Genomic DNA, 16,004 nt, shown 5'->3' with positions numbered 1-16,004 from the left:
CATCAGGGAATGAGGTCCTTCGTCCTGCCGTCCGTGGGGCAGTCCGTCGTCCGCTCCACGTTGCTCGCCTTCACCAGGAAGTGCGGGCGCCCCTTCACCTCGTAGTAGATCCGGCCGGTGTACTCGCCTATGACACCCAGCATGATCATCTGCACCCCCGCGACGCCGGTGACGGCGGTGATGATCGTGACATAGCCGGGGGTCTGGACGCCATGGACGAGCGCGGCGACCACGATCCATCCGGTGTAGAGACCGGCGCAGAGCAGCAGGCCCATGCCGAGGTAGAGGGCGGCGCGCAGCGGGCGGTTGTTGAAGGAGAGGAGGCCGTCGAGGCCGTAGTTGAGCAGGCCCTTGAAGGACCAGGAGGTGCGTCCTGCCTCGCGGGCCGCGTTCTCGTACTCGAAGGTCGTGGCCGGGAAGCCGACCCATGCGAACAGGCCCTTGGAGAAGCGGTTGTACTCGGTGAGGTCCAGGACCGCGTCCACCACTCGGCGCGACATCAGCCTGAAGTCGCCTACGCCGTCGACGAGTTCCACGTCCATGAGCCGGTTCACGAACCGGTAGTAGAGGCGGGCGGTGAGGGTGCGGACCATGCCGTCGCCGGTGCGGGTACGGCGGGCGATGACCTGGTCGTAGCCCTCGGCGCGCAACTCCACCATGCGCTTGATGAGTTCGGGCGGGTGCTGGAGATCCGCGTCCATGACGACGACACAGTCGCCGGAGGCGTGGCGCAACCCGGCCAACAGCGCCGCTTCCTTGCCGAAGTTGCGGCTGAAGGAGACGTACCGCACGCGTTTGTCGAGCCCGGCCAGTCGCTCCAGGACCATGAGCGTGCGGTCGCGGCTGCCGTCGTCTATGTACACGAACTCCATGTCGTGGCCCAGCGGCAGCAGTTCCTCCGCGACCTTCTGGACCTGGTCGTGGAAGCGCTCGATGACGTCTTCCTCGTCGTAACACGGTGCGACGATCGAGATCAGCATGGACTTTCCCCCCTGGGAAACGGTCGCCGAGCGCGGGTCATGCGCTCGCCCGGTCTAGGTGTCCGGTGGTCGTGGGCGACGGGTCCTGCGGCCGAGCGGCCCGCCGTCGGCGGACGGCGCCGAGGACGCCGAGCAGGATCACGGTGAGCAGCGAGGCGCCTCCGACCGCGGTGCCAAGACGCAGCCCGGGCGGGTGGAAGGTGCAGGTCAGATCCGTCGAAGAGCCGTCCAGCGGTACGGCGATCAGACCGTGATAGGCCTTGGCCGGTACGGCGGAGTCGGCGCCGACGGCACAGCGCCAGCCGGCGATGCGGGGAGCCGCCACGACGGCGATTCCGGTGCTGCCCGCCGGGAGTTCGGCCTTGATCGTGCCGTCGTCCACGCTCACCTTCGTGGCGCCGGTGGCCGTGAGGTGCTCCACGGCGGTGTGCAGCCGGGCGGTGTCCAGGCAGCCGACGGCGCCTTCGGGGACACGGCTCGGCCGGCTGGGGGTCAGTTCGATCTTCAGCCGCCCGGAAGCCGGGGCCGTGCCGAGCGGCTGCATCGCCGCGATCTTGGCGCCGAGCGCGTCGGACCGGAACCGCCCGGTCGGCCCGTCGCCCAACTGCGCGGTGCCCGCGTAGTGCGGAGCCCACAGATAGACCTGGCTGCCGGCCGGGCAACTGGCCGTGATCGTCGGCCTGTTGGCGCTGTCCTTGGCGGGAAGGTCGACGAGCAGCCCGGGATGGGCGGCGTTTCCGGCACGCGGCGGCTGTCCGCTGCTCGTGCGGACGGTGACATCGGGGACGGTGTAGACGCGGGCGCCGAGCACCAGCTCCTGATTGCGGTACGGGGACGCCCCGAAGTCCGCCCGCGAGGACGCGTCGGACGGTCGTACCGTCACCAGCGGCGGTACGTCCTCGCGGGTCACGGTGGGCCCGGAGCCGTCCTGCGGGAACCAGTTCTGGTGCGGGTCGGGCGGGGAGTGCACCCGGGCGCCGACGGAGAAGATCGCGTCGGTGACGGCGTTGTCGAGGCTCTGGAGGCTGCGGCCCCGGGAGGTCCAGCCGTCGCCGAGCGCGGTGAGGGTGCGGCTGAGGACGTCGGCGGTGAGGCTGCTGTAGTACTGGGCGCCCTGACCGCCGACCAGGAGCGCGTCGTTGCCGACGGTCTGCTCCCGGCCCGGGTCGGTGCGGTAGTCGGGCCAGCCGTCCGCCCGCGCGATCAGCGAGGCCTGCGTCTCCTGGCGGTCCCCCCAGGGCGCGTAGTCGTCCATGGACCCGAGCCGCAGCCTGCTCGCCACGGCGGAGGTCGCGGCGGCCTCACCGAACTGACCACCGAAGAGCAGGACAAGGGCGAGGCCTGCGAGGAGGGTGCGGCGGCGGGCGGGCAGCGAGGGGAGGGATCTGTCGGCGAGCAGGTCGCGGCGTCGGGCGGCGGCTCGGATGCGACCGGCAGTCGATCGCATCCGGCCGTCCGAGGGAGCGGTGTCATCGGCGCCGGCCTGGAAGCCGGTCGGCGACCGGTCGGCGACCGGCACCGGGCCCTCGGCGGAGCCGGGCCCGTCGGGTCGATCCGGCCCGTCCGCAGGGCCCCTGCCTCCGGCTCCCGGGCGCACGCCCGCCGGGATTCGGGTCTCCGCACCGGCGACTTCACCCGTCCGGCCAAGGCCTCGATCCCCGACACCTGTCCTCCCGTCCAACCGCCCCAGCAACGCGAGTCCCCCCACCGCTCCCACGACCGCGAGCCCCAGCACCAGCCATGTCACCGGGCGGACGAAATCGCTGCGGCTCGCGATCGCCGTGATCAGGGCCAGCAGTCCGACCGCGGCAGCGAGCGCACGCCGGTCCGGTGGGCCGTACGAGAGGGCGTGCCAGGCGGCGATCACCATCAGGGCGCAGAGCACGAAGGCTTGCCGGTAGGCGCTGCCCTGTGGGGTGGCCAAGGCGTGCCAGACCAGGTGGGTGGGTTCCCACTGGAGCGACAGCGCCACCGCGCCGACCAGTGCCGTCCAGCCGCCGCGCACCCGGCGCGGGACCTTGCGGTGGAAGGGCAGGGCGAGGACGAGCAACAGCGCGGTCGTGCCGACGTAGAGGGCGGGCGTGCCGAAGCTGTACGTCGTCGGGAGCAGGCGGGCCAGCAGGTCCTTCGTGGCCACGGGCGTGAAGTGCACGACCCGGCCCGGGTAGGCGTGCTTGGTGCCGAAGTACACGACCGTGACCAGCGGGGCAGCCAGGCCTACGCCGAGGGCGACGGTGGCGGCGGCGCGGCCCGCCGTGGCGAGCTTGTGCCGCAACGGCAGTCCAGAGAGCCAGAGTTGGAGCAGCAGGACCAGGCCGGCGCCGATGGTGGCCATGTACGCGGTGTAGAAGTTGGCGATCCAGCCCACCGCCACGATCACCACACCCAGCAGCGGGCGCCTCCGGTACCGCGTCCACTCGCCGACCAGGCAGAACAGCGGCAGCGCGACCAGGCCGTCCAGCCACATGGGGTTGTACGAGGCGACGGCCACGCTCCAGCCGCACAGCGCGTACGAGGCACCGAGCAGCGCAGCCGCCCACCAGCGGCCGGGGCGCAGGGTGAGCAGCAGCCAGGCCATGGCCGCCCCTGCGGCGGCCGTCTTCGACACCGTGACGACGTACACCGCGAGGTCGATCCGGTCGCGCGGGAACACGGCCACGAGCAGGGCGAACGGGCTGCTGAGGTAGGTGCCGAGGTCGGGCAGGAAGCTCGCGCCGTAGCCGGACTGCCAGTTGACGAGGAGGCCGCCGTCGGCGCGGCCGTGCAGCAGGTCCCACAGGTGCGCGTGGAAGGGGACGTACTGGTTGCCGAGGTCGTTGACGCTCCGTGTTCTCGGGCCGAAGGGGTAACTGCGGGCGACGGCGTCCGCGGCGCAGAACACGGCGACGGTGACCAGCGCGGCGAGCAGGGCCGCGCGCTGTCTGGGCCGGGCCGGAAAGATGGTCCGTTTCACGCCACAGGAAAAGCCTGTGGACAGGGTCGAGCGATCCATCTTCGTTGCCCCCGCACGTCATTGATTCGCCGACTTAGACGGTCGGAGTTTCCGTTCGGTTGTTCCGTCGATGAAAAGTGCTGAAGGGAATTCTGGGAGCGGTCACGGTCTTACCGAAGAGGAAGTGAACATTCGGCAAATTAAAAACTCCCTCTGCATTATTCGGTGATGAACCCGCCGTTGTTTCTCCTACTGTCGAGAGCATGACGACCGACGCAGAGCAGCACCGTACGCCTGACGAACGCTTCGCCCACGGCCTGGAGATCCTGCGGGCGATCGACGGGGAGGCGGGGCAGCGGGTCATCGACTCGTTGCAGGACATCAACCCGGACATGGCCCATCACATCGTCGCCTGGGGCTTCGGGGAGATCTACTCCCGGCCCGGACTCCCCCCGCGCGACCGCCAGTTGGTGACGTTGGGCATGCTCACCGCGCTGGGCGGCTGCGAGCCCCAGCTGGAAGTGCACATCAACGCGTCCCTCAACGTGGGCCTGACACCGGAGGAGATCGTCGAGGCGCTGCTGCACTCGGCCGGCTACTGCGGTTTCCCCAAGGCCCTGAACGCGACCTTCGTGGCGAAGAAGGTCTTCGCCGAACGTGGGCTGCTGCCGCTCGACAAGCAGCCCACGGACGGTGAGAGCGCTACTTCTGCCTGATCCTCAGGAAGGTGACGGAGTTCGCCGGGAACGTATACGAGAAGTTGTCGGCGACCGAGCTGAAGGTGGACGTCACCGGGGCGACCGGAGTGGCCGTCTCGGTGTTCACCGCGTCCGGCGCGGCGGCGAGGGTGGTCACCCGGGCCTTCTTGGCGACCTTCGCGCCGCCCAGGTCGATCGCCGTACGGGCCGCCGAGGCCTGGGCGTTGACCACCTTCACGATCAGATCGCCGGTCCTGTGGTCCTTGGTGACGACCTGCCGGAAGGGCTCGGCCGGCTTGTCGTCGGTGAAGCTGCCCCACTCCTGGCCGTCGAGGTAGAGCGTGACCTGGCGGCCCCGCACCTTGATGTCGATGTCGTAGGCGCGGCCGGTCTCGATGCTGCCCGCCTTGGAGATCAGCGTCGACTTGCCGCTGTCCACGGCCTGTTCGACCGCGCTCTGGGTGTTGTTCCAGCCGCCCAGGTTCCACCAGTAGTAGTTCCCGGTGTCCTTGACGCCGAAGGCGACCAGGAATCCCTCCCGGCCGGCCTTCTTGGTGGCCTTCACCCGCAGGTCGTAGTCGTGCCAACTCGGGTCACCGGCAGACACCATGGTGTTCTCGGCGGCCTCGGTGGTCTGCACGTACTGACCGTCCTGCACCGCCCAGCTCCCGCTGCCGGTGTGGGTCCACTGTGACGCGTCACCGGAGAAGTCGTCGCTCAGCAGGGTGTTGCCGTCGGCGTCGGTGACCCGCACGTCGTCGTACGCGGCGGTCGTGTTCCAGGTCGACAGGCCGACGGCGCCGCTGATCGGGCCGGTGAGCGAGGGCGTGCCGGTCGCCGTGGAGGGGACGACCCGGTCGCCGACGTTGGTCATGAACAGCTTCTGGACCTCGTAGTCGGCCGAGCCCCAGGAGGCGTGGTTGTTGAACCACACCATGTCGGGGCGCCACTGCACATAGTCCTCGTTGGCGAACAGCGGTGCGTAGGAGGCGAGCTTGACGACGTCGGCGTTGCGCTCCAGGCCGGTCATGTAGGCCGCTTCGGCAAGACCGTTCTTGAAGGTGTTGCCTTGGGAGGCGTACTCGCCGAGGAAGACCTTGGGGCCGGTGCGGCTGTAGGAGTCGTAGCGGTCGTTGTTCTGGAGGAACCACTGCGGGCTGTTGTAGTAGTGCTCGTCGACCATGTCGACGTTCGCGTCCCGGTTGAGCCGCCAGGCGGTGTCGAAGGTCGAACCGGCGTCGTCCGGACCGGAGTTGGAGATCACCGTCATGTACGGGTACTTGGCGTCGATCGCTTCCCGGAACCGCTGGAAGCGGGCGAAGAACTCGACGGGCAGGTTCTCCTCGTTGCCGACCTCGATGTGGGTGAGGTGGAAGGGCTTCGGGTGCCCCATCCGAGCGCGGATCTTCCCCCACTTCGACGTCACCGGGCCGTTGGCGAACTCGATCAGGTCGAGGGTGTCCTGGATGTGCCGCTGGAGCAACGCGTCGTCGTCGACGGCCTTGTTCTGGCCGCAGCCGGTCACCAGTGCCGGCACGACGGGCAGCGGCATCGCGCCGATGTCCTCGGCGAGGCGGAAGTACTCGTAGTAGCCGAGGCCGTAACTCTGGTTGTAGCCCCAGACGTTGGAGTTGGTGGCCCGCGTCTCGACCGGGCCGACGGTGTCCTTCCACTGGTACGAGCGCTTGCGCTGATAGCCGGAGGCCTCGCTGTAGTCCTGCATGGAACCGGTGTTGACCAGGCAGCCGCCGGGGAAGCGCACGAAGCCCGGGTGCAGGGCGGCGATCTTCTCGGCGAGGTCCTTCCGCAGGCCGTTGGGCTCGTGCTTGTAGGTGTCGCGCGGGAAGAGGGACACCATGTCGAGGGCCACCGCGTCGGAGGCGGCGACGGTGAGACGGCCCGTGGAGCTGGTGCGGGTGGCGGTGAGGGTCGCCCTGTACTGGGCCCAGCCGCCCTTGACGGCCACCTGCCGGGCGTCGGCGAGGGACCCGTCCGCATCGCCGAGGGCAACACTCAGGCCGGCACCTGCCGCCGCCCGCGCCCACACCGAGAAGTCGTACTTCTTGCCCGCCTCGACGCGGACGCCGGTGTTGTAGCCCGCGTTCGTGACCGACGAACCGGCGCCCAGGGAAAGGTAGTTGCGGTTGCGGGCGTTGAGCCGCCCGTCGTCGTTCACCACCTGCGCGGCACCGGCGACCGTCCAGGAGGTCAGCGGGGTGTACGTCCTGTTGTCGTCGGTGGAGTACTCGAAGGACCGGTTCTGCACGAGCTCGGCGTACAGCCCGCCGTCGGCGGCGCGGTTGATGTCCTCGAAGAAGACGCCGTACATCGTGTCGTCGATCTTCGCGCCCTTGGCGGTGGGGTCGACGGTGATCGCGTAGTCGGTGACGTCGTCGGCGTGGGCGGGCGTGGGAGCGGCCGGGATCAGACCGACGGCCAGCAGGAAGGCACTGGCACCCAGACCGAGTCTCAGGCGGGTGCGGGCGGTGCGTGACATGGATACTCCGCGGCTCTTGAAGGTGTTCGAGGCGTTCGACATATCAGACGTTGGTCAACACTTCGAACGGGAAGATAGGGAAGGGGCATGAGCGCGTCAATGGGGCCCGGGATCGAGAACTTTCGAGACGTGAAGGCCGGGACGTAGGGTCGAAGGCATGCATGCGCTGTGGCCCTACCTGATCGCCGTCGGCTGCCTGGCCCTGGTTCTCGGGTTCCTCACCTGGGCGGCACGCTAGATCCGGCGGCGCGGCTCCGGTGGCGGAGGTGTCGGCGGGGCGCTGGCCGCGTACGAGGAGGCCTTTCGCGCGACGAGTCACACGGCGTACCAGGAGATCCGGGCCGAGGCCGGGCGCAAGGACCCCTTGGAGTCCCCGGATTGGCTGCGCCGACTGCGGAAGAGGCGTTGAGGATGGGCGAGTTCTGGCCCGTGCCGGATGTGCTGGCGCATCTGGCCGGGCGGTGGCGGGTGGAGCGGTCGGTGCGGGATCTCGTGAGCGGGGACGAGGGGCGCTTCGAGGGGGCCACCGTGTTCGGGCCGTTGCCGGAGGGCGGACTGCCGGAAGGCGGCCTACTGGATGGCGGACTGCGGGACGACGGGTTGCTGGATCGCGGATTGCTGGATCGCGGGTTGTTGCACGAGGAGTCCGGCACGTTCACCTGGCAGGGCGTCGCGCGGCCCGCCGAGCGGACGTTGAGGTTTCTGCCGGCGACGGCCCCCGGGACGGCGGACGTGCGCTTCGCCGACGGGCGGCCCTTTCACCAACTGGACCTGAGCAGCGGGCGGTACATCGCCGACCATCCGTGCGCGGCCGACCTCTACCGGGGCGAGTTCACCGTCCTGGACGCGGACCACTGGCGGACGGTGTGGCGGGTGGGCGGTCCGGCCAAGGACCTGGTGCTGATCACGGACTACGCGCGCGAGGGCTGAGCGCCGACCGCGCCCACGTGAGGGCTACGCGCCGGCTACGCCTGTGACGGCTGCGTCGGCACGCCGTCGAACCTAAGGTTCCAGCGCCCCGCGTGGCCCGTGAACGTGATCGTCGACAAGGGGCGTACGTCGATGTTCCAGTACGTCGCCGGCGGCGCCTTCAGGACGTACACCAACGCGGCGCGGATGACGGACGGTTCGGCGACGGCGACGATACGGCCGCGGTCCTCGACGGGCCGGGTGTCGAGCCAGTTGCCGACGCGGGAGATGAAGTCCAGCAGGGACTCGCCGCCGTGCGGTGTCGACCGCGGGTCGGCGAGCCAGGCGTCCACCAGGGCCGGCTCCCGGGCCATCGCCTCGCCCAGCGTCAGCCCCCGCCAGCGGCCCATGTCGCAGTCCCGCAGAGCGAGTTGGACGAGGGGGGCGTAGCCGAGGCCCTCGCCGGTGGAACGGCTGCGGGGGGTGGGTGAGCAGTAGCGCAGTTCGGCGACCGAAAGCGGCACCAGGTCGTGGGCGGCGCGCTGTACCTCGCCCCATCCTGCCTGGTCGAGCGGTCGGTCGTCCTCGAAGCGTTCGGCGAGCAGCGGGGAGCTGCGCGCCGCGGCGACGAACGTGACCCGAAGTTGCATGCCGTGATCGTCAGTCTGGAAAGTACGCAGGTCAAGGGGTGTCGGCCGGGAGTTACCCAAAGTACGCGAGGCCTCACTTCATGGTGTGGACCTGGCGGACAATCGCCTCAAACCTCCGGCTGGAGCAGCAGCGCCATCCAGCGCTCGGGGTGGGGCAGGGCCTGGAAGCCGACCTTCTCGTAGACCCCGTGGGCGTCCGCCGTGGCGAGCAGGATGCGGCGCAGGCCGTACGGCTGGAGGCGGTCGCGGACGGCGGCGACCAGGGCGGTGCCGATGCTCTTGCCGCGCACCGAGGGGTCGACGTACACGTCGCACAGCCAGGCGAACGTCGCGCGGTCGGTGAGGACCCGGGCGTACGCCACCTGCTCCCCCGAAGCCGCCTCGTACACACCGAAGTTCAGCGACCCCTCGATCGCCCGGTCCTGCTTCTCACGCGGCCGGCCGAGGGCCCAGTACGCGTCGGTGGACAGCCAGCGGTACACGCGGTCGGCGTCGAGGCGGGCGGGGTCGGTGGAGATCTCGTAGCCGTCGGGGAGGCCAGGGGTGTCGGTCATGGCGGGAGATTCGCAGGCCGGGGGTGGGTTGTCGAGCGGGTTTCGATGGGCGGACGGGCGTTGTCAGTGGCGGCTGGCATGCTCCCCGCATGACCTCCTGGACGACGACCGCGGACTACGCGTGGCTCACCGAGCGGTACCCGTACCTGATGGTGGCCTACTGCGCCACGCTGGTCCGAGACCTCACTCCGGAGGAGTTGCTGGCGCGGCTCGGGGCCGAGCCCGAGATGCGGATCACGGGAGTCGCCGAGCTGGGCGATCCGTCGTACGCGGCAATCGGCCAGGACGGGCAGTTCGTCGCGGTCGCGGCCGTCGGAGACTGGTCCCTGATGATCGAGCACAACGGATATCTCGGGGTCAGGCCCGAGGTGATGCGGCCCATTTCGCGCGGGCGCACGGTGGTCTCCCACTACTGCAACGTCAACGCGGTGGACCACTTCTACTGGTTCGACGACGAGGACATCCGTCTGCACTTCCAGCCGCTGTTCGCACAGACCCGCCATGGGAGCCGTCCGGACGAACTCCTCGTGGAAATGCGCGAGTCGGGCTTCGACCTGAGCGATGACGACGACCGCGACTACAGCGGACACACGGAGGCGTCCTTCGCTCTCGCCCACCGCCTCACGGGCATCCGCCTCACACCGGACCTCTTCGACTCGGCCCGCTTCCTCTGCGGCTTGGTACAACTCCCCCGCACCTAGGACCTGTTGCCCTGCCCGACCTCCCCCCACGCCGTCCGCAACCGCCGTACCCCCTCCACGATCTCCCCCACCCCAGCCACCGCGGCAAAGCTCAACCGGACGTACGCCGCCGAAGGTTCGGCACTGAAATACGGCCGGCCCGGCGTGATGGCGACGCCCGCGCGCAGGGCCGCCGAGGTGAAGGCCAACTCGTCCGTGCCGTCGGGCAGGCGCAGCCACAGGTGGTAGCCGCCCGACGGGATGTGCGGGAGGGCCGGTTCGGGGAGGTCGAGATGGAGGGCTGCGGTCATCGTGTCGCGGCGGGTCTTCAACTCCCCCGAGATCGCCCGCAGATGACGTGGCCAGGCGGGCGACCCGACGAGTTCCAGGGCCGCCTCCTGGAGCGGGCGGGGAACGAAGAAGGTGTCGACGATCTGGATGGCTCGCAGCCGTTCAAGGACCGGGCCCCGCGCGGCCAGCGCGCTCACCCGGAAACTCGGCGAGGTCGCCTTGGTGAGGGAGCCGACGTGGACGACGACACCGTCGGGATCGGCCGCGGCGAGCGGGCTCGGTAGCGGCCCCGCGTCCTCGTGCACCAGCCGTCGTACGAAGTCGTCCTCGACGACGAACGCGCCGGACTCCCGGGCGATCCGCAGCACTTCGGGCCGGCGTTCGGGAGCGAGGACCACGCCCGTCGGGTTCTGGAACAGCGGCTGGCAGACGAACACCCGCGCGCCGGTGGCCCGGAAGGCGTCGGCGAGCAGCTCCGGGCGGACGCCGTCCGCGTCGACCGGGACGGGGACCGGGCGCAGACCCGCCGCCCGGGCGATCGCCAACATGCCCGGGTAGGTGGGTGATTCGACCAGGACGGGCGCGCCCGGCGGAGCGAGCGCGCGCAGAGCCGTGGTCAGCGCGGACTGGCCGCCGGACGTGACGAGCACCTCGGCCGCGGTGACCGCGCCGCCGATATCGCGCGCGAACCACTCCCGCAGCTCCGGCAGCCCCTCCACCGGGGGCCGCCCCCACGCGCCGGGGCGCCGGCCCGCCCGGGACAGTGCGGCGGCCATCGCGCGCTCCGGCTGGAGGGAGGGATGCAGATAGCCGCCGGTGAACTCGACGACCCCGGGCGGTGGCGCGGCGAGCGTGGCCAGGACACCGGACGCGTCCACCGTGCGCGGTACGAGGTCGGCCGCGCTGTCCGCGCTCAGCACCACCTCCTGCCAGGACGTGTCCCCGGCGGGAGCGGTCGCGGCCCGCGCCCGGGCCCGGAAGGCACCGGCCCCCGGCCGGGTGACCACCAGGCCCTCGGCGGCCAGCTGGGCCAGGGCCCGCGAGACCGTCACCGGGCTGACCCGGAACCGCTCGACGAGACTGCGGCTCGACGGGAGCTTTCCACCCGGCGAGTAGCGGTCGAGCTCCTGCCGCAGCTGATTCGCCAGTTCACCGACACTGCTACGCTCTTGCATGAGAGCACAGAGTAGCGCTACCGCACCCAAACGGATAACGGTCAGCAGCCCCCAGAGCACCGAGACGGCCGCCGAGTCGACCACCACCGGCACCCTCCTGGCCGCCCTCGGCGTCGTCTCCTTCTCCCTGACCTTCCCCGCCACCGCCTGGGGCCTGGAGAGCTTCGGCCCCTGGGCGCTGGTCGCCGTGCGCAGCGTGCTCGCGGCCCTCATAGCGGGCGGTTGTCTCCTGGTGCTCCGCGTGCGGGTGCCGGAGCGCCGGCACTGGGCGGGCCTGGCCGTCGTGGCCGCCGGTGTCGTCATCGGGTTCCCGCTGCTGACCACGCTCGCGCTGCAGACCTCGACCACCGCGCACGCGGCCGTCGTGGTGGGCCTGCTCCCGCTCACCACCGCGCTGTTCTCCGCCCTGCGCATGGGCACCCGCCCCTCCCGCACCTTCTGGACGGCGGCCCTCGCGGGCGCCGCCGCGGTGCTCGCCTTCACCGTGCAGCAGAGCGGCGGCGCGCTGAGCACCGCCGACCTGTACCTCTTCGGCGCGCTCCTGGTCTGCGCGGCCGGCTACACCGAGGGCGGGCGGCTGGCCCGGGTCATGCCCGGTTGGCAGGTCATCGGCTGGGCGCTGGTGCTGTGTCTGCCGCTCACCGTGCCGGGCGCGATCGTCGCGCTGTCGTTCGAGCCGGTGCACCTCACCGCGCACGGCGTGGCCGGACTGCTGTGGGTGGCGGCGGGTTCGCAGTTCCTGGGCCTGGTCGTCTGGTACCGGGGCATGGCCGCGATCGGCATCCCCAAGGCCAGCCAACTCCAGCTGGCCCAGCCGCTGTTGACGTTGGTGTGGTCGGTGCTGCTGCTGGGCGAACACCTCCCGGTGGCCGCCCCCGTGACGGCCGCGGCGGTGCTCGTCTGCATCGCCGTCACCCAGCGGTCCCGGGGCTGACGGACACGTACGGGCAGGTACCGACGGGGGCCCCGCGCCGTAGACTCGAAGCCCCGGACCGCTGCTCCCACACGTGGTGAGGAGACCCGACAGATGCGTGCAACCATCGGTGACCGGCTTGTCCAGCACGGCAGGGTGGTCGGCCAACACGACAGGATCGGCGAGATCGTCGAGGTGCTCGGTGCGGAGGGCAACCCGCCCTACCGCGTCCGCTTCGAGGACGGCCATGAGGGCGTGTGCTCGCCCGGCCCCGACACGGAGATCCGGCACAAGGAGATGTTGCAGTAGCTCAGGGTGCGCCCTTCCCCTGTTGCTCAGTGACTCAGCGCGGGGCCCTCGCCCGCTGCTGGTAGTGGTCGGCGACCACGCGTGCCATCGCCCCGATCCGGTCCGCCGCCACGTCCTTGGCGGCGAAGTACACATGCCCGTCGACCTCCTCGCGGCGGTCGGCCAGGGTGAGGTGGCGGGACAGTTCGGCCGGGTCCTGCCAGGCCGCGGGCTGCGCGGGGTCGCCGGCCTTGTACAGCGCCTCGCCGAGGTAGAGGCGCGTCCCGCTGCCCTTCGCCACGTCCGCCCACCAGGGCACGAGCTTGGCGTAGTCGGCGGCGGCGAAGCCGATGTTCCAGTACAGCTGCGGGCAGATGTAGTCGATCCAGTTCTTCCGCACCCACTTGCGGGTGTCCGCGTGGAGATCGTCGTACGTCTGCACGCCCGCCCGCGTGTCCGAGCCGAGCGGGTCGGTGGCGAGGTTGCGCCACACGCCGAACGGGCTGATGCCGAACTGGGTGCCCGGCCGTGTCCTCTTGATGCGGGCCGCCGTCTCGCGCACCAGCTTGTCGATGTTGTCGCGCCGCCAGGCGGCCCGGTTCGGGAAGGCGGCGCCGTACCGGTCGTAGGCCGCGTCGTCGTCGAAGGTCTGGCCCGCCACCGGGTACGGGTAGAAGTAGTCGTCGAAGTGCACCGCGTCGACCGGGTACTTGGCGACCGCGTCGAGCATCGCGTCCTGCACGAAGGCGCGCACCTGTGGCAGCCCCGGGTTGTAGTAGAGCTTGCCGCCGTAGACGACCACCCAGTCCGGGTGCCGGCGCGCGGGGTGCGAGGCGACCAGCTTGGTGGGGTCGGTGTGGTTGGCGATGCGGTACGGGTTGAACCAGGCGTGCAGTTGCAGACCGCGGGCGTGCGCCTCCTCGACCGCGGTCCCCAGCGGATCCCAGCCGGGGTCCTTGCCCTGGGTCCCGGTGAGGTACTGCGACCAGGGCTCGTACGGCGAGGGCCACATCGCGTCGGCGGTCGGACGCACCTGGAAGATCACGGCGTTGAGGCGGTTGCGCACCGCGAGGTCGAGCTGGGCGATCAGTTCCGTGCGCTGCTCGACCGCGGTCATGCCGGGGCGGGAGGGCCAGTCCCGGTTGGCCACGGTCGCCACCCACACGCCCCGCAGTTCGGGGTCCACCCACCGCCGGTGGCGGGCGTCCGGTACGGCGCTCGCGTCCGGCGCCGACGCCAGGGTCGCCAGCGCGGCCAGTGCGAACGTCCGGCGAGACAGTCGGCCCATCTTCACAACACCCCCATACCCAGCGGATCCGCGCGGTCACGGATCGTCTCCGCCGCCCAGGATGCACGTCCCCGCGCGATCGATCATCGATACTTACGGGTAACGTGCACGATCGGAGCAGGGCACCGAACCAAAGGCGTCCTGCCGCACGCGGAGATCAGCGAAGGGGACGATGTGACGGACATCCCGGCGGGAGACATCGCGAGCGTCGGAGTCGTGGGCTGCGGTCAGATGGGCGCGGGCATCGCCGAGGTGTGCGCCCGGGCCGGACTCGACGTGAAGGTCGCCGAGACCACCGGCGAGGCTCTGGAGATCGGCCGGACCCGGCTGTTCAATTCCCTGACCAAGGCGGCCGAACGCGGCAAGATCAGCGCGGACGAGCTGGCGGAGACCCAGGCGCGACTCAGCTTCACCACGGACCTCGGCGAGTTCGCCGACCGCGATCTGGTGATCGAGGCCGTCGTGGAGAGCGAGCAGGTGAAGACGGAGATCTTCCAGGTGCTCGACCAGGTGGTGACCCGCCCGGACGCGATCCTGGCCTCCAACACCTCCTCCATCCCGCTGGTGAAGCTCGCGGTCGCCACCTCGCGCCCGGACCAGGTCATCGGCATCCACTTCTTCAACCCGGCCCCGGTGCAGCAGCTCGTCGAGCTGATCCCGGCGTTGACCACCTCCGAGGGCACGCTCGCCCGCGCCCAGGCCTTCGCCGAGAAGGTGCTCGGCAAGCACGCGATCCGCGCCCAGGACCGCTCCGGCTTCGTCGTCAACGCGCTGCTGATCCCCTATCTCCTGTCCGCGATCCGGATGTTCGAGTCGGGTATCGCCAGCCGCGAGGACATCGACAACGGCATGGAGCTGGGCTGCGCCCACCCGATGGGCCCGCTGAAGCTGTCCGACCTGATCGGCCTGGACACCGTGGCCTCGGTCGCCTCGTCGATGTACGAGGAGTACAAGGAGCCGCTGTACGCCGCTCCCCCGCTGCTCCAGCGCATGGTGGACGCGGGCCGGCTCGGCCGGAAGTCGGGCTCGGGGTTCTACGCCTACGCCTGACGAGGAAGAGCGGTCGACCGCACCGGCGATCGACTACGAAGAGCGATTTCGATGGGCCCGGCACCGTGGTGGTGCCGGGCCCATGTCATTCACACACCGTGTGCGCGCCGGGCTCGCATATGCCGCGCGCACACGCTCCCCTCGCGCCCACCAGGCGAGTTGACTCTTCATGCGCATGCAAGGGATGTGCCGACTACGGAAAGGAGCGGACTCGTGACCGCCGACCCCGAGCATCCCGTGGTCCATGGAGAACTCGCAGAGTTACGCCGCCGCCTCGACGTCGCCTACGCGCGCGTCGAGGGCGGGTTGGCGCTGCTCACTCATCGTACGGAGGAGACCGACAAGGAGATGGACGACCTGAGTGCCAGGATCGTCGCCCTCGAACACTCCCGCTGGCCGCTGCCCGCGGTGGCGGCGCTGACGGCGGTGGGCGCGCTCGTCGTGACGGTCTGGCAGGCCCTGGGACGTTGAACGGCCAGGACCGGGTGGGGGGTTCAGCGCAGAGTGTCCTGGCCGAGCCTGAGATGGTGCAACAGCAGTAACGCGGCCGCCATGTTGGCGGCCGGGACCTCCCCACGGGCGACCATGTCGGGAACGAGCTTGAGCGGGACCCACTCCCGGCGGTCGGACTCGAAGTCGTCCACGGGGTGCCCGATGTACTCGCCCTCGTCGGACCAGTAGATGTGGTGCCGGGCGTCGGTGAGCCCGTTGGAGGGCTCCACGGTCATGAGGTGGTGCAGGGGTCCCGGTCGCCAGCCGGTCTCCTCCTCCAGTTCCCTGGCGGCCGCGTACGTGAGGTCCTCGCCGTCCTCGACGACGCCCGCCGCGAGTTCCCACCCCCAGCTGTCGGTGATGAAGCGGTGCCGCCAGAGCAGGAGGACCTCATTGGCCTCGTTGACGACCGTGGCCACGGCCACCGGCCGCAGCTTGATCAGGAAGTGATCGAGATGCCGGCCGTCGGGCAGTTCGACATCTGCGAGGTTGACGCTGAACCAGCGATTTGAGTACACAGTTTGTTCGTTCTGTTTCGTCCACTGCACGGTTCTGCCACCTTCCGTCGAGTAAGTGGCAATATCGCAGCAGGAACGAAGACGTGTTA

15 protein-coding genes are annotated in these 16,004 nt (G+C 70.2%); 7 read left to right on the top strand and 8 right to left on the bottom strand.

Annotated features, from left to right (window positions below; all coding sequences use genetic code 11):
- Positions 1-2 precede the first annotated feature (2 nt).
- Together ACIP6U_RS31985 and ACIP6U_RS31980 are read right to left on the bottom strand one after the other, a co-directional pair.
- Positions 3-980: a glycosyltransferase family 2 protein gene (locus ACIP6U_RS31985; protein ID WP_401725055.1), complete on the bottom strand. Its 978-nt coding sequence runs from the start codon at positions 978-980 to the stop codon at positions 3-5.
- A gap of 37 nt (positions 981-1,017) precedes the next feature.
- The gene (locus ACIP6U_RS31980; RefSeq protein WP_401725053.1) at positions 1,018-3,972 is read right to left on the bottom strand and encodes a YfhO family protein; all 2,955 of its coding nucleotides are present in this window, start codon (positions 3,970-3,972) and stop codon (positions 1,018-1,020) included.
- 203 nt (positions 3,973-4,175) lie between these two features.
- Here ACIP6U_RS31980 and ACIP6U_RS31975 point away from each other — a divergent pair, with 203 nt between their 5' ends.
- Positions 4,176-4,628, top strand: a complete 453-nt coding sequence (locus ACIP6U_RS31975; protein WP_401725050.1) for a carboxymuconolactone decarboxylase family protein — start codon at positions 4,176-4,178, stop codon at positions 4,626-4,628.
- Here the strand turns inward: ACIP6U_RS31975 and ACIP6U_RS31970 are convergent.
- Positions 4,615-7,107: an alpha-L-arabinofuranosidase C-terminal domain-containing protein gene (locus ACIP6U_RS31970; protein ID WP_401725048.1), complete on the bottom strand. Its 2,493-nt coding sequence runs from the start codon at positions 7,105-7,107 to the stop codon at positions 4,615-4,617. The genes ACIP6U_RS31975 and ACIP6U_RS31970 overlap by 14 nt on opposite strands.
- A 411-nt stretch (positions 7,108-7,518) precedes the next feature.
- On the opposite strand from ACIP6U_RS31970, the gene ACIP6U_RS31965 reads away from it, so the two are divergent.
- Positions 7,519-8,037 carry a DUF6314 family protein gene (locus tag ACIP6U_RS31965; protein ID WP_401725046.1) on the top strand — a complete coding sequence of 173 codons (519 nt, stop codon included), beginning with the start codon at positions 7,519-7,521 and terminating at the stop codon, positions 8,035-8,037.
- Positions 8,038-8,072: 35 nt separating this feature from the next.
- On the opposite strand, the gene ACIP6U_RS31960 is transcribed toward ACIP6U_RS31965, so the two are convergent.
- Together ACIP6U_RS31960 and ACIP6U_RS31955 are read right to left on the bottom strand one after the other, a co-directional pair.
- Complete coding sequence (locus ACIP6U_RS31960) at positions 8,073-8,666, bottom strand: histidine phosphatase family protein (protein WP_401725043.1); 594 nt, start codon at positions 8,664-8,666, stop codon at positions 8,073-8,075.
- A gap of 107 nt (positions 8,667-8,773) precedes the next feature.
- Positions 8,774-9,220: a GNAT family N-acetyltransferase gene (locus tag ACIP6U_RS31955; protein ID WP_401725041.1), complete on the bottom strand. Its 447-nt coding sequence runs from the start codon at positions 9,218-9,220 to the stop codon at positions 8,774-8,776.
- Between the two features lie 89 nt (positions 9,221-9,309).
- Here ACIP6U_RS31955 and ACIP6U_RS31950 point away from each other — a divergent pair, with 89 nt between their 5' ends.
- A complete protein-coding gene (locus tag ACIP6U_RS31950; RefSeq protein WP_401725039.1) occupies positions 9,310-9,921 on the top strand; it encodes a DUF6461 domain-containing protein in 612 nt (203 codons plus the stop codon).
- Here the strand turns inward: ACIP6U_RS31950 and ACIP6U_RS31945 are convergent.
- Positions 9,918-11,366, bottom strand: a complete 1,449-nt coding sequence (locus tag ACIP6U_RS31945; RefSeq protein WP_401725037.1) for a PLP-dependent aminotransferase family protein — start codon at positions 11,364-11,366, stop codon at positions 9,918-9,920. The genes ACIP6U_RS31950 and ACIP6U_RS31945 overlap by 4 nt on opposite strands.
- On the opposite strand from ACIP6U_RS31945, the gene ACIP6U_RS31940 reads away from it, so the two are divergent.
- Both ACIP6U_RS31940 and ACIP6U_RS31935 read left to right on the top strand, forming a co-directional pair.
- Complete coding sequence (locus ACIP6U_RS31940; RefSeq protein WP_401725034.1) at positions 11,365-12,300, top strand: DMT family transporter; 936 nt, start codon at positions 11,365-11,367, stop codon at positions 12,298-12,300. The two genes, ACIP6U_RS31945 and ACIP6U_RS31940, sit on opposite strands and share 2 nt — an antisense overlap.
- A 93-nt stretch (positions 12,301-12,393) precedes the next feature.
- Entirely contained in the window at positions 12,394-12,588 is a 195-nt protein-coding gene (locus ACIP6U_RS31935) for a DUF1918 domain-containing protein (RefSeq protein ID WP_124002751.1), read from the top strand.
- Between the two features lie 34 nt (positions 12,589-12,622).
- Here ACIP6U_RS31935 and ACIP6U_RS31930 read toward each other — a convergent pair whose 3' ends face one another.
- Positions 12,623-13,855 (bottom strand): glycoside hydrolase family 10 protein, encoded by a 1,233-nt coding sequence (locus tag ACIP6U_RS31930; protein ID WP_401725031.1) that lies wholly within the window; start codon positions 13,853-13,855, stop codon positions 12,623-12,625.
- Between the two features lie 174 nt (positions 13,856-14,029).
- Here ACIP6U_RS31930 and ACIP6U_RS31925 point away from each other — a divergent pair, with 174 nt between their 5' ends.
- The gene (locus tag ACIP6U_RS31925) at positions 14,030-14,905 is read left to right on the top strand and encodes a 3-hydroxybutyryl-CoA dehydrogenase (protein WP_401725030.1); all 876 of its coding nucleotides are present in this window, start codon (positions 14,030-14,032) and stop codon (positions 14,903-14,905) included.
- A 213-nt stretch (positions 14,906-15,118) separates the two neighbouring features.
- Positions 15,119-15,376, top strand: a complete 258-nt coding sequence (locus ACIP6U_RS31920; RefSeq protein ID WP_401725028.1) for a hypothetical protein — start codon at positions 15,119-15,121, stop codon at positions 15,374-15,376.
- Positions 15,377-15,399: 23 nt separating this feature from the next.
- Here the strand turns inward: ACIP6U_RS31920 and ACIP6U_RS31915 are convergent, their stop codons facing one another.
- Positions 15,400-15,945, bottom strand: a complete 546-nt coding sequence (locus ACIP6U_RS31915; protein WP_401725025.1) for an NUDIX hydrolase — start codon at positions 15,943-15,945, stop codon at positions 15,400-15,402.
- Positions 15,946-16,004 lie beyond the last annotated feature (59 nt).

It is taken from the genome of Streptomyces sp. NPDC088794 (assembly GCF_044750545.1).
Classification (GTDB): domain Bacteria; phylum Actinomycetota; class Actinomycetes; order Streptomycetales; family Streptomycetaceae; genus Streptomyces.
Note: the sequence above shows the minus strand (reverse complement) of the source record. Positions and strands in the feature narration are given on the sequence as shown.